The sequence below is a fragment of the Comamonas aquatilis genome, from assembly GCF_965139575.1.
GTDB classification, from domain to species: domain Bacteria; phylum Pseudomonadota; class Gammaproteobacteria; order Burkholderiales; family Burkholderiaceae_C; genus Comamonas; species Comamonas aquatilis.
On sequence record NZ_CBCSIW010000038.1, the window covers coordinates 1 to 12,936 of the forward strand.

At 52.5% G+C, this 12,936-nt stretch carries 12 protein-coding genes; 9 read left to right on the plus strand and 3 right to left on the minus strand.

Going from position 1 to position 12,936, the window contains the following annotated elements:
* Both ACNAZA_RS22130 and ACNAZA_RS22135 read left to right on the plus strand, forming a co-directional pair.
* The coding region (locus ACNAZA_RS22130) for an IS3 family transposase (protein WP_415797097.1) at nt 1-91 on the plus strand (91 nt) is incomplete at its 5' end.
* A gap of 64 nt (nt 92-155) precedes the next feature.
* Nucleotides 156-1,127 (plus strand): YDG/SRA domain-containing protein, encoded by a 972-nt coding sequence (locus ACNAZA_RS22135; protein ID WP_415798652.1) that lies wholly within the window; start codon nt 156-158, stop codon nt 1,125-1,127.
* Between the two features lie 526 nt (nt 1,128-1,653).
* Here ACNAZA_RS22135 and ACNAZA_RS22140 read toward each other — a convergent pair.
* Complete coding sequence (locus ACNAZA_RS22140; protein ID WP_415798653.1) at nt 1,654-2,061, minus strand: hypothetical protein; 408 nt, start codon at nt 2,059-2,061, stop codon at nt 1,654-1,656.
* A 394-nt stretch (nt 2,062-2,455) separates the two neighbouring features.
* On the opposite strand from ACNAZA_RS22140, the gene ACNAZA_RS22145 reads away from it, so the two are divergent.
* The 7 genes from ACNAZA_RS22145 (at nt 2,456) to ACNAZA_RS22175 (ending at nt 10,617) form a co-directional block, all read left to right on the plus strand.
* Nucleotides 2,456-2,659, plus strand: a complete 204-nt coding sequence (locus tag ACNAZA_RS22145; RefSeq protein ID WP_415798654.1) for a YodC family protein — start codon at nt 2,456-2,458, stop codon at nt 2,657-2,659.
* A gap of 798 nt (nt 2,660-3,457) precedes the next feature.
* Nucleotides 3,458-4,693, plus strand: coding sequence for an MgtC/SapB family protein (locus ACNAZA_RS22150; RefSeq protein WP_415798655.1), 1,236 nt, complete (start codon nt 3,458-3,460; stop codon nt 4,691-4,693).
* Between the two features lie 146 nt (nt 4,694-4,839).
* A complete protein-coding gene (locus ACNAZA_RS22155; RefSeq protein ID WP_415798656.1) occupies nt 4,840-5,937 on the plus strand; it encodes an NAD(P)-dependent alcohol dehydrogenase in 1,098 nt (365 codons plus the stop codon).
* Between the two features lie 193 nt (nt 5,938-6,130).
* Nucleotides 6,131-7,546, plus strand: a complete 1,416-nt coding sequence (locus tag ACNAZA_RS22160) for an MBL fold metallo-hydrolase RNA specificity domain-containing protein (protein WP_415798657.1) — start codon at nt 6,131-6,133, stop codon at nt 7,544-7,546.
* 239 nt (nt 7,547-7,785) lie between these two features.
* Entirely contained in the window at nt 7,786-8,247 is a 462-nt protein-coding gene (locus ACNAZA_RS22165; RefSeq protein ID WP_415798658.1) for a universal stress protein, read from the plus strand.
* A 517-nt stretch (nt 8,248-8,764) separates the two neighbouring features.
* The gene (locus ACNAZA_RS22170) at nt 8,765-10,057 is read left to right on the plus strand and encodes a PQQ-dependent sugar dehydrogenase (protein WP_415798661.1); all 1,293 of its coding nucleotides are present in this window, start codon (nt 8,765-8,767) and stop codon (nt 10,055-10,057) included.
* A 131-nt stretch (nt 10,058-10,188) separates the two neighbouring features.
* Complete coding sequence (locus ACNAZA_RS22175; RefSeq protein WP_415798659.1) at nt 10,189-10,617, plus strand: universal stress protein; 429 nt, start codon at nt 10,189-10,191, stop codon at nt 10,615-10,617.
* An 86-nt stretch (nt 10,618-10,703) separates the two neighbouring features.
* On the opposite strand, the gene ACNAZA_RS22180 is transcribed toward ACNAZA_RS22175, so the two are convergent.
* Complete coding sequence (locus tag ACNAZA_RS22180) at nt 10,704-11,411, minus strand: VIT1/CCC1 transporter family protein (RefSeq protein ID WP_302089514.1); 708 nt, start codon at nt 11,409-11,411, stop codon at nt 10,704-10,706.
* The gene (locus tag ACNAZA_RS22185) at nt 11,411-11,992 is read right to left on the minus strand and encodes a cytochrome b (protein WP_415798660.1); all 582 of its coding nucleotides are present in this window, start codon (nt 11,990-11,992) and stop codon (nt 11,411-11,413) included. Before ACNAZA_RS22185 ends, ACNAZA_RS22180 begins: the two co-directional genes overlap by 1 nt.
* Between the last annotated feature and the right edge of the window lie 944 nt (nt 11,993-12,936).

Consider the following 12,936-nt stretch of genomic DNA (forward strand, 5'->3'; position numbering starts at 1 on the left):
TATTCGTTGGTACAACGAAAAACGTATCAAAGTATCTCTGGGACGTTTAAGTCCTGTGGAATACCGGCACAAGCTTGGCCTAGCCGCATAAAACCAGTCCAAGTTTTTATCCGCACCTCCTGCGGGTCAGATTTGCGTGGAAATTAACAAAACTAGTGGATGTTGCCAATCTGATTTGGAGTCAAAATCCGTGGGAGTGCGCGGCCAGATTTCATCAAGAAACTTTGCCAACAAGAAATATGAAATTCCAATTAAATTTCGGGCATGTACCGGGGATTCCGGTCGGTGCGACCTTTAAACTTTACAAAGAAATGAATGATGTTGGAGTTCATCGTTCAACCATGGGTGGAATATCTGGTTCTGGTAAATTTGGTGCCGATTCAATCGTTATCTCCGGAGGTTACGAAGATGATCAAGATATGGGTAATGTGATTGTTTATACGGGCCAAGGTGGGAGGAATGATGCCGGTAAGCATGTACGCGACCAAGAATTTATTCGTGGTAATTTGGCTCTCGCCATCAATCAAAAAGAAGGTTTACCCGTCCGTGTTATTCGAGGAAAAGATCCAAAAAACTCGTTTGCTCCAGATGAAGGTTACAGGTACGACGGCTTGTATCGTGTCGAAAGTCATTGGCACGAGGTTGGCAAAAGTGGATTCACGGTATGGCGTTATCGCTTGGAGAAGCTCGAAGCCACAGTCGAACTTTATGACAGCAGTTCCTCTCCTGCGCCTTTAACAGGTGGTAATCAAGCTCCGGAGCGCAAGTCGACTACGGTGCAAAGGATTGTGCGAGATACGAAGCGCTCAAAAGAGCTGAAGAAGCACTATGACTATCAATGTCAGGTTTGTAATCTCCGGATCACGACAGCGTCAGGTTCATACGCCGAAGCCGCACATATAAGACCGCTTGGAGCGCCGCATGATGGGCCAGATACTCCAAACAATATTCTTTGTTTGTGCCCCAATCATCATGTGATGTTCGATCTGGGCGCCTTCTCTATCCAAGATGACTTAACCCTGATTGGCATTGATGGCGTACTGTTCGTAAAGAGCGGGCATCAGGTTGCACAAGAATATTTGAAGTACCACCGTGATCATTATTTGGATCGCGTCAAAAACTCTTGATTCCACACATTGGCATCTCTACTTACACAGCTCTCCAGGCTGGGGGGTGAAGTGCCAATGTCGGCTAATGGCCGAAAGCAGGCATCTACCGCCCTGGTTCGCCTTAGCGGCTTTTTTATTCCCAGTTCGTCGCCATCGAGCACGCCCGACGATCACGCGCATTGCAGTAGGAGCGGATCACTCGGGGCGGCACCTATGCTTCGCCTGAAAACAGAAAGGGCCTACTAGGTAGGCCCTTCACTCACTGAAACTTGCCAATAGATGAGGGCGTAAGTGAGCTTCAGTCTTGATCTCTCTCTGGATGGAGCTTCTTGTGAGTGATTCCAGTCTGATCTTTGTACACAAGAGATTAATAGGTGTTAACCCTCTGATGCGCTGCTGGGTTGCCATTTCAGCAATGGCTGAAGGCGTTGCGAATCCATGACCGAACTCCAAAATCTGAAGTCATCGCTGCCAGTGCTGGACACCAGGTGCATCCGGCAAAGCTCACGCTGTCGTATGGAGTGCGCGCCTCGTGCTGTGGCACTTACTGGGTGTCTTTGTAGGTTTCTTCGAAGCGGCTCTTGGCGCGCATGTATTCGTTTCCGCACTCAACAGTGATTGGGTCGGAGGCACACTTTCTAGACGGCTTGAAGTAAGCGGTCCAGGCAGCAGACTTTCGGGCCTCATATTGACTTCTAGCCCCTGCGGCCTGCACGGCTTGAGCTGCTCGCTTGGACTCTTGCTCGTGTTGATCTGAAATGGCTTGCTGCTTTTGGCGTTGCTGTTCAAGGATGCGCTGCGATGCTGCATTGCTTTTCTGGATGATGTCCTGCCCCATGCTTTGGGTGACATGAGTGATGTATTTATATGCGCCAAACATCACTGCACAAGTGACAAGGAAACCAAAGAACCATGCTTCGAAGCTTTGCTCCTCGCGTTTGTATCTAGCCATCGGAACCTCCTTTGGGTGAGTGTACCGGTGCGGTCCTTTCTGTAAGAAGTGCGCCCAACGTATTAGCAGGTGATCTTGCTCTATACCAACCAGAATGCCCGAGGCGCGACAGTCTATGAAGTTGAATCCGGAGAGCGCCTAGAGCGCATTGTCGACTGGACACCAAGAACGGCTGGGTGAAGGTGGCGTTCAATCCGCCTCGCCTGATGCCACAAGGTGAGGTGCTCACGCGCCGCATCCGGTTTATCCCATCTGGGCTGGACAGGGGATGCTGGTGATGGAAGGGCGGGCACCTGAAGTGGTTGCGCCCATGAACTAGGGTTTTCGTGTGGTTGTAATTCGCGCGTGCGCCCGGAGCTTCCTTTGAGCCGATGTTGGCTCAAGGGAGGTTTCGATGAGTGATATCAAAGTTGGCGATGTCGTAAAGCTGAAGAGCGGCGGTCCCGATATGACTGTCAAGGATTTGGGCGATTATTCGCCAATGCATTCTGAGAATTCCGCAAAGTGCGTTTGGTTCGACGGAAAAAAGCTGAATGAAGAAGTTTTCGGGGTTGATACCTTGAAGCACGCGCCAAAGGGATTTGTTGGCGTCATTTGATGCGAAGCCACCTTCTGGTGGCTTTTCTTTTGAGAGCCTGCCATGGCAATAAGACCAGCAAGACAAGCGCAGCGTCATCCCAATAGAAGAGCAGGACATTGACCAGTGGCTGGCAAGTGGCCAGGCTGAGGCGCAATCGTTACTGAGACTGGCTGGAGGCCATGTTTGATACAGCCCCTGTCTAGGTGGGCTGTCTGCAATCGGCCAGAAGCTGTCGTCCAGTAGGTAGCCGTTAACGGCAGGTCTAGGCTGGCTGCGACCCCTGAGCTTTGGCAAGCCTGTGACCGCTGCCGCTGATACCAGACGTTGACCCGCTATCTGGCCAGACGTCCGCTGTACGTCTCAATCCGGAAACTTGCTGGATCGCAGCGTGCCAGACAATCTGAACGGCAACTCTCGTCAGCTGTGAACTGGTGGTGACGACCTGAAGCCTCCTCGAATTTTCGCGCCACTCATATCGGTAATTAGCTGGTTTGGATTCTTCGCCAGACACCAGTTATTCGCCCGAGATCTGGAGCAAGTTCGCCTGAAATAATTTGGGTATTTAAGCATGATTAAAAATAGCTCAAGACTTGATTGACGAAGTTGGCACATGCATAGCACCATGTGCTCATCGTCGCTAATGCCAGACTGGATGGAGGCCCTTCGCTGAGGCCTGACCAGTTCAGCAATGCGTCATCAGGTAGGCACTATAGGTAGCCTCCAGCTTCTCATGCTCGACTCTGCTGATTAGTAGTAGCTTGGGGCGGAGGTCCTATCGAATTTGAGAGCCTGACTCAGATCGAGGAATTGAGACTTATGCAGCTGAGTTGGGCCGGTGTCGATCCTTGGGTAGTCTCGTTAGGCTGTGGTCTGCTTATTGGTGTCGTGAGCGAGCGTCGCGAAAGTGAACGAGAAAGCATGGCTGGAACTCGTACACATGCCATAGCAGCGCTGCTTGGCTGCACGGCTTGGTCGTTAGGTGTGCCGCCTTTTGTTGTGGTGCTGCTGCTAGTCGGTGCACTGACCGTCGCGGCCTACTGGCAGTCAGCCCCCAAAGACCCAGGTTTGACAAGTGAAGTGACCCTACTTTTCTCGGTAACCCTGGGAGGGATATCGCATAAGAGTGCCACCTTGACTGCAGCTCTGGGCATCCTTTGCGCTTTGCTTGTGTATTCCAAAGGCCCCATACAGCGCTGGAGTCGTGAGTTGCTAAGAGAGAATGAGTTGAGGAATGGCCTTTTGCTAGGCGCCGCAGCGTTGATCGTGATGCCACTTCTGCCACAAGCGCCTGTGGATCCATGGGGCGTATTGAGCCTCGCCGCCCTTTGGAAAGTTGTTGTGCTGTTCATGACCATAGGTATGCTTGGCCACATACTTACTAGAGTGCTCGGCCCGCACTGGGGGTTGCCCGTTACCGGATTTTTTTCTGGATTTGTGTCATCTACCGCTGCTATAGCGAGCCTTGGTCACCTAGCCAAGTCAGACGAACATCAGCTGGCGCAAGCATTTGGCTGCGCCATGTTGGCTCAGTTGGCCTCACTATGTTTATTCATAGCAATTCTCTCGACAACATCCATAGCTCTGATGCTTTCTATGGCGATTCCTCTACTCATTGCGGCACTTTGCCTTGTGCTGGCTGCAGCCTCAGGATTGTTGAATCGACAAAAAACAGCCCCAAAAACGGAATTTGAATCGGAACGGGTATTTAAGCTTTCAAGTGCATTGCTGATTGCGGGCATCATCGCGCTGATGTTATTTCTAGCCGCTTGGCTACAGCATGTCTTTGGTAACACTGGTGTTCTGGTCGCAGCGGCATTCGCCGCTTTAGCCGAGCTGCATGCCGCTGCTGCTAGTTTAGGGCAGCTTTTTGCCTCGGGTAGTTTGCCATTGTCAACCGCTCAATGGGGGGTGGTTGTAATTCTTGCTTCCAGCGCAATGGCCAAATCGGTACTGGCGTTCTCCATTGGGGGAATCAAATATGGGGCACGAATCAGCTTGGGACTAGCCTCAATGGTGACGGGAGCAGGCCTGTCACTGCTATGGCTGGGCTGACGTGGACTGCCCATCTGCTATCGATGCCTACATCTGATTCATTACGTAATAGATGTCATTCGTTAGAGTCTTGCAGGGCAATAAGGCACAGAATGCGAATCTGCGCACTGCAGATTTCTGGCCTGAACCTTTTGCAAGGAGGCGTCATGACTCAGATGATGAAAGCGGCTGTTTTTGTAGAGCCAGGTCGCATTGACGTTGTGGAAAAACCGATTCCAGATGTGGGCCCTAATGATGCTCTGATCAAGATCACAACAACGACGATCTGCGGGACCGACATTCACATTCTCAAAGGTGAATACCCTGTCGCCAAGGGGTTGACGATTGGGCATGAGCCCGTTGGCATCATCGTTAAGCTTGGCAATGCTGTTCAGGGTTACAAAGAAGGACAGCGTGTGATTGCGGGCGCCATTTGCCCTAACTTCAATAGCTACGCAGCCCAGGACGGTGCGTCCTCGCAGGATGGTAGCTATCTGGCAGCCAGTGGGCGCTGCGGGTGCCATGGATACAAGCTAACTGCCGGATGGCGCTTTGGTAACCTAATCGACGGGGCACAGGCTGAGTACATTCTTGTACCTGATGCTCAGGGTAACTTGGCACCGGTCCCAGATGGATTGACCGATGAACAAGTCCTGATGTGCCCGGACATCATGTCTACCGGATTCGCCGGTGCGGAGAATGCGAACATCAAGATAGGTGATGTCGTTGTCGTGTTCGCGCAAGGGCCAATTGGCTTGTGTGCCACTGCTGGCGCCAAGCTCCGTGGGGCAAGCATCATCATCGGTGTGGATGGCAATGAAGATCGACTTGCTGTAGCTAAAAAGCTTGGTGCCAATGTAACTTTGAACTTCAAAACTCAGGATGTAGTCGCTGAGGTGCTAAAAATTACGGGTGGCAAAGGGGCTGACAGCGCAATTGAAGCACTTGGCACACAAGGCACATTCGAAAGCGCATTGAGATGCATCCGCCCAGGAGGCACTGTATCGAGCTTAGGTGTTTACTCGGAAGATTTAAAGATTCCATTGAATGCTTTTGGGGCTGGACTGGGTGACCACCGTATCAATACAGCCTTGTGCCCAGGTGGCAAAGAGCGCATGCGTCGTCTTATGTCCTTGATTGAAAGTGGCCGCATTGATCTCAGCCCGCTAGTCACCCATAAGTACAAGCTGGAAGACATCGTTGCTGCATACGACCTCTTTAGTCATCAACGCGATGGAGTGCTAAAAGTTGCCATTAAGAATTGATCTATCGATCGTGTGCAATGCAATCACCCCAGTCAACTTGAGATACGCATGAGCAAGACCGAAGATAAAAGGATGGATCAAGACGGATTTAAAGCATTTTTCGTTTGATCCACGCTGGATCGACTACAAGTTACATGTTGTGATCTGCCTTGGCGCCATCATTAATTCCTGAAACTTCCATTGGCTTTAGTCTATGCAAATTACCTTTCATGGCGCAGCGCAACAAGTGACAGGATCCTGTTTTCTTATAGAAGCCGAAGGCTGCCGCTTCCTCGTGGATTGCGGCATGGTTCAAGGCAGTCGCATGGCCAAGGAGCGCAATTACAAGCCATTTGCATTTGACCCCAAGCTAATCGACTTCGTGTTGCTCACACATGCGCACATAGACCACAGTGGCCTGCTACCTCGGCTGAGCATGCAGGGCTTTGTCGGGCCGATATTTACGACTCCAGCCACCTTTGATCTTCTGGACGTCTTGTTAAAAGACAGTGCGCACATCCAAGAGATGGAATCTGAGCGCAACGAAAAACGGGCGGCCAAAGGTAAGAGCCAGGTGCATCGTCGCGAAGTGCACCCGCCGCTTTATACGCTGCGCGATGTAAACCAATGCATGCGCCAGTTACGGACCATCTCCTACGATATTGAATTTTCTCCGCATGCTTCTATAAAGGCTTGCTTTCGCGATGCAGGACATATCCTGGGTTCAGCAATTATTGAAATTTGGTTAACGGACTCGTTGAGGAAAATATGCAAGCTCGTAGCCAGCGGTGATCTGGGCCAGCCAGGACGCGTCATCCTGCGTGACCCCACCTTCATTGAAGAGGCCGATGTGCTGCTTATAGAGTCCACATACGGAGATCGCATGCACAAAGACATGCCTTCCACGCTTGATGAACTGGTTGGGGTGATCAAAAACACTTTAGTCAAAGGCAATGTTGTTATTCCAGCGTTTGCTGTTGGCCGCACGCAAGAACTGCTCTATCACCTTCTACTTCTTTCAACGCAGGGTAGGCTAGGTCCTTTAGATGTATATATAGATTCTCCCATGGCAGTTGCTGCCACAGAAATCACCCTCAAACATTTCGCGCTGTTTGATGACGATGCACGCGAACTGCTCTCGCAAGCCAAACAGTTGCGGCTGCAGTTTCGCCTTCACTTCGTAAGTGATGTTAAGGACTCCATAGAGCTTCTTCTAATTAGATCTGGTGCGGTGATCATCTCTGCTAGCGGCATGTGCGACGCGGGCCGGGTGATCCGCCATCTGCACGAAAATCTGGGACGCCGAGATTGCGCTGTAGTTATTGCAGGGTTCCAGGCTGAGGGAACGCTGGGTAGACGCTTAGTCGATGGTGAAAAGCATGTTCGCCTTTTGGGTGACGATATCGAAGTTCAGGCTTCTATACATACCCTTGGCGCATTTTCGGCACATGCCGATCAGAAAGCGCTTATCGACTGGGCACATGCTTTCAAGCGCCATCCTCGCAAGGTTTTTGTCGTTCATGGAGAGAATCCTGCATCCCAGGCCTTAGCGGTGCTTCTGCGTCAGCAGCAAGCTTGGGAGCAGTGTGACGTTATTGTGCCTCAAGAGGGCGCAACCTATAAATTTTGAAAGCAATGTTAGGTCACGGTTTATCGCTCATGGGATTTGCGCGTAAATGTTACCTCTCGGCTACCTACAAGTATTTTTCTTCTGAACGGCTCTCGGCAGGAGCACTCAATGGTATCTGTAGAGCTGCTCATATGCACTAGAGAAGTGATAGAGACTTTGGTGGGTGCCATATGCAGAAAGCTTAGTGTGCACTAACGAATGCTGCCATAAGCATCCATTGGCTTCAAAAAGGAGATCCTATGTATCAGAAAATTCTGGTTCCTATTGATGGAAGCGACACATCTAAATTGGGACTGGAAGAGTCAGTTCGGCTCGCAAAGTCGACGGGGGGAAGATTACGATTGATTCATGTTATTGACGATCTTTCTCTCGCCCTTGCGATGGATGCGTATTCAGGTCACGCTGGAGACTGGTTAAATGAACTGCGTATGGACGGTGCACGCATTCTTCAGGAAGCAGCTGATGTGGCACTTAAAGCTGGTGTTATGGTCGACACAAAATTAAAAGAGGAATTTAAAGGTGCCGTATATGAGCTTGTTCTCGCCGAAGCTCAGGGGTGGCGAGCTGATTTGATCGTCCTGGGTACACACGGAAGGCGTGGATTCGGACGTGTCGTTCTAGGTAGTAGCGCGGAAAGCATTCTTCGACATTCACCGATTCCCGTTTTGTTAGTTCGCTCTCCGCAGAGTCTTTCTGCATGAAATAAATTGAGATTCGCAGCAGGTGGCTTTTTTTGGTGAGTGAGCGACATATTAAATTGAATCTGCCTGCTGTTAATACCTGCAAATATTTGAGATAGCCATCGGAATCTCCGGACACGCTCTATCGCTTATCTTCCAGATAGGCATAGGGCTGTGCGTATGACTAGACATACAGAGACGATAGAGATCATTACTCGAGACCAGCACAGGCGACGCTGGTCGGCCGCTGAGAAGGCGGCATTGGTTCGCAAGACGTACGAGCCAAGCATGGGCGTATCACACGCTAGTCCAAGTTGCAGATGTCGAATAGAGTGTGTTCGATCCCATTCTCTTTTCTGGATACGTCCATATGCGAAAGGGCCGTCCAATGATTACAACCGATTCTCTTAACACGACAGATGCTGGCGCACCGATGGTCGCCGATGTAGGTATTCCCCGAAGAGAAGCTGCTGTCGGTGCGCTGACGCCGGTATGCGGATGCCATTTAGTTGATTTGACAGGCCACGTAGCAGCCGTGATGCTAGTTGTCACTATGCTGGCACTCGCCGCCTGCGGCGATATGGCCAGGCAACCCGTGTTAGCAGGCATGGGGCCCATGCCCACGTTGCCCGCGCCGCAACATACTCTGATTCCAACCGTACACATTGCACCCGCCGTCGGCTGGCCTAAAGATGCGATGCCACAGGGTGCACCTAGTACGCGTGTGGCTGCATTTGCTCGCGGCCTTGACCATCCACGCTGGCTTTACGTGCTACCAAACGGTGACGTGTTGGTAGCAGAGACCAATGCCCCACCCAAGCAAGACGACGCGACAGGCTTCAAGGGCTGGGTGATGAGGCTGTTTATGAAACATGCGGGCGCAGGTGTCCCGAGTGCCAATCGCATTACATTGCTGCGCGACATCCATGGCAACGGAGTCGCGGATATGCGTTCGGTGCTGCTGGAAGGTTTGAATTCACCTTTCGGCATGGCATTAGTAGGCAACGATCTCTATGTAGCTAACTCGGATGCGGTGCTCCGATTCCCCTATGCCACGGGCGACACACGTATCACGGCACCCGGCACTGAGGTGGTGAAACTGCCGGCCGGCCCCATCAACCACCACTGGACCAAAAACCTGATTGCGGCCCCGGACGGCAAAACGCTCTACGTGACGGTTGGCTCTAACAGCAACGTGGCCGAACGCGGTATGGAGGTTGAGGTGCAGCGTGCGGCGATCTGGGAAGTTGACATCCAAAGTGGCTCTCACCGCATTTTTGCCTCCGGACTGCGCAACCCGGTGGGTCTTGCATGGGAGCCTTCCAGCGGAGCATTGTGGACTGCGGTGAATGAGCGTGACGAGATCGGTAGCGACCTGGTTCCCGACTATATGACCTCGGTGCGAGATGGCGGGTTTTACGGCTGGCCGTATAGCTACTTTGGCCAGCATATCGATGCGCGTGTGCAACCGCAGCGCATCGACCTGGTTGCTCAGGCCATCGAGCCTGACTATGCGTTGGGACCCCACACTGCCTCGCTGGGACTGGCTTCCTCAGCGGGTACACAGTTACCTGCGCCATTTGCCAACGGCATGTTCATTGGCCAGCATGGGTCGTGGAATCGCCGCCCCCATAGTGGTTACAAAGTAATTTTCGTACCCTTTGATGGCGGCAAGCCAGTCGGAGGACCGGTGGATGTCCTGACCGGATTCCTCAGCCCCGAGGGCAAGGCCTATGGCCGACCGGTCGGCGTGACGCTCGACAAACAGGGGGCGTTGCTGGTGGCCGATGATGTCGGCAACGTGGTGTGGCGGGTGACAGCTGAACGCTGACACACGCTTGGTGCCACGAGGTGGCTGAATGACCTTTGGCTGACTTGCGATAGTTCTAGACGCATGAGATAGTCAGTATCGCGTCAAAGCTCCAGCTTTTGCTGCCTCAGTACGCACGAAGGAGCATACAAATGAAAATCCTTGTAGCGACAGATGGCTCGAAGTACGCGATGCGGTCAGTCAAGTACGCCGCTAAACTGATTGGATTACTGCGCCCAGCCAAGCATTCAATTACGCTCATCAGCGTGCACGACACCACCGGTCTTCGCCTCGCAAGCTCGTTCCTAGGCTCAAAGGATGTAAAAGCCTACCTGCATGAGCGCAGCACCAAGGAGCTTGATGAAGCCTTAACCTTTCTCAAGGCGACGGAAATTAAACATTGCACGGTGATTCGTACAGGGCACGTCGCACAAGAGATTGTCAAGTTCGCCAAGACGGGTAAATTTGACTTGGTTGTCTTGGGCTCCAAAGGACGTAGCGCCATTGCAGATATGCTAATTGGATCAGTTGCCCAGCGTGTGCTGGCTGCGGCTCAGCAACCTGTCGTACTGATCAAGTAAGGTCACTTTGTGTTGATCACCTCCCAGGACGGTTTCACGGATTTGCGTGAAAGCGAAAGGCATATAACCAGTTGAAGCAATGATAATTACGCTGACGCGTTGAACACTGCTCCTGCACCGGCAGTAATGCCCATGGCGAGCGCACCCCAAAAGGTCACGCGCCAGACACTCCGCATTACTGGTGTACCACCAATCTTGGCAGCGATGGCGCCAAGTAATGCAAGAAACGCAATAGCGGTCAAAATCGTCCACGCAAGCAAATCCGCCTGCGGGGCCAGTATCACAACGGCAAGCGGCATAACGCCCCCTCCAGCAAAGCTACTGGCAGAAGCAAGCGCCGCTTGCAGTGGTCGCGCACTGAACGCATCGGATATACCCAGTTCATCTCGCGCATGCGCGCCCAGTGCATCGTGCGTCATCAGTTGCGCTGCAACTTGGCTGGCCAGCTTGTATTCGAGCCCACGGCGCACATAGATTGCTGTCAGCTCTCGTAGCTCAGCCTCATGGTCAGAGGCTAGCTCGTTTCGCTCGCGTTCAAGGTCTGCTGTCTCTGTGTCGGCCTGGGCATAGACAGAGACGAACTCTCCGGCCGCCATCGACATGGATCCTGCCACCAAGCCTGCCACCGCCGTTGTCAAGATGTTGCTGTGGCTTGCATGAGCAGCCGCTACGCCAACGATCAAGCTGGCAGTGGAAATAATGCCATCGTTTGCACCGAGAACGGCGGCGCGTAGCCAGCCGATGTGCTCGGTACGATGACGTTCTGGGTGTGCCCGGTATTGAAATGTTTTCATCAGCTGTTGTTGCGTGTTGACTTCCTGTCTTGAGCCATCTTTGGAAGCATGCGCACAAGCGTGTTGTCGTGGGTGATGTAGTGATGGAACAGCGCAGCCGCCGCATGCAGCCCTATAAGAAAGTAACCGGCAGTGGCCAAGGCTTCGTGCACGTCCTTCAACTGGTCGGCTAGTCTTTCGTTCGCGCCGATGAGCAAGGGCACATGGAGGCCTAACAAGACAATGGGTTTTCCTTCCGCACTCAGCGTCATCCAGCCTAGAACAGGTGTTGCCAGCATGAAAGCGTAAAGCGCCCAGTGCATCAGTCGTGCTAACCTGTCTTGCCAAGGTGGCAGAGGAGGATGAATGTCGGGTGCGGCACCAGCTCTCCAGCGCACAGCGAGCCGAGCAATAACGAACGCGAGCACACTCAATCCAAGTAAAAAATGCAGGGGCTTCAAGGCATTGCGCAGATCACTACCTTTGGGGGCCAACCCGCGTAACTCCATGCTGGCGTAAACAGCGGCTAGCAGCAAAAGCATCAGCCAATGCAGGCCGATAACAGCTGCCCCATAGTGCGACATTGAGTTTTTACTGGCCATGGTGTATGCCTTAAAAAATTCTTACATCGAGGAACTCTGTCAGCCTGGCCTTGGCTGTCAGTTCGGTGTCCTGAATGCTGATGATCAAAGCCAATCATCGCGCAGTGATCATTGCTGTATCTCTTGGTCTAATTCACTTGGCACCTAAATGGGGCGAGCATGTCCGCCTGAGGCTACATGCTCTAGACGATAACGAGGTTCATAGTCCGCGTCCACAAGTCGATATGGCCCGCAGCATTCGCTTTAAGCGGATTCTTGGCAGAGTAGAGTTTCTGTGACCACAGCTAATGCCTTCTTTTACCCGAATCCCAATTGTCTGCTTCGGATCGGGAGCGTGAGCCGATTTTCGATAGAAGCGGTCATCAGAAGGCTGCGTACCCTAGCAACGGGTCAGAACGTCGCAAACGCCTGCTGCGATCTTCAGACCAGCCGCTCGACCGATCTGGGGCCGAGCAAGTCGATGACTGCTTGTTACCAGAAAGCGTGAGTTCGACCGTGGCAGACGAAGGATCGGACACGCTGCACAGAAGACGTTGCCGGCGACAGGTTGATTGACCGCAATTGGTCGACAGTGCTACTTCGACGCCTATGAAAGCAGTCACTCGGCCTAAGCCTGCTTTCAATGACGGCTTTGAGAGGTAGAGCGGACCTGCAATGAAGAACCAGTGCAATGACGGCTTTCGTTGACAGCAGTCATTGCCCGTTTTGAGCTGAAAGACAGCATCCAGCCTAAAGCAGGCCACCAAGTACCAACTTCGGCTTTGCAGCGATTGCCGCTGCTCGTAGCTGCATCGCGATCGACCGGTCACCGCTCCAAACAGCCATGGCGTTGTTGCATAAATCAGCCCCAGGCCAGATTTCCCCAACCCCAGACGTGGCTACGCCACAGCCACCGTCTGCGGGCAGCCCAGTTCAGTAAACCGATTGAGGATTGCGGCTCGAAT

Bases quoted from the DNA above. Each gene is read 5' to 3' on its own strand.
- ACNAZA_RS22140 (WP_415798653.1), bottom strand. From the start codon at position 2,061: ATGGCTAGATACAAACGCGAGGAGCAAAGCTTCGAAGCATGGTTCTTT.
- ACNAZA_RS22145 (WP_415798654.1), top strand. From the start codon at position 2,456: ATGAGTGATATCAAAGTTGGCGATGTCGTAAAGCTGAAGAGCGGCGGT.
- ACNAZA_RS22150 (WP_415798655.1), top strand. From the start codon at position 3,458: ATGCAGCTGAGTTGGGCCGGTGTCGATCCTTGGGTAGTCTCGTTAGGC.
- ACNAZA_RS22155 (WP_415798656.1), top strand. From the start codon at position 4,840: ATGACTCAGATGATGAAAGCGGCTGTTTTTGTAGAGCCAGGTCGCATT.
- ACNAZA_RS22160 (WP_415798657.1), top strand. From the start codon at position 6,131: ATGCAAATTACCTTTCATGGCGCAGCGCAACAAGTGACAGGATCCTGT.
- ACNAZA_RS22165 (WP_415798658.1), top strand. From the start codon at position 7,786: ATGTATCAGAAAATTCTGGTTCCTATTGATGGAAGCGACACATCTAAA.
- ACNAZA_RS22170 (WP_415798661.1), top strand. From the start codon at position 8,765: ATGCTAGTTGTCACTATGCTGGCACTCGCCGCCTGCGGCGATATGGCC.
- ACNAZA_RS22175 (WP_415798659.1), top strand. From the start codon at position 10,189: ATGAAAATCCTTGTAGCGACAGATGGCTCGAAGTACGCGATGCGGTCA.
- ACNAZA_RS22180 (WP_302089514.1), bottom strand. From the start codon at position 11,411: ATGAAAACATTTCAATACCGGGCACACCCAGAACGTCATCGTACCGAG.
- ACNAZA_RS22185 (WP_415798660.1), bottom strand. From the start codon at position 11,992: ATGGCCAGTAAAAACTCAATGTCGCACTATGGGGCAGCTGTTATCGGC.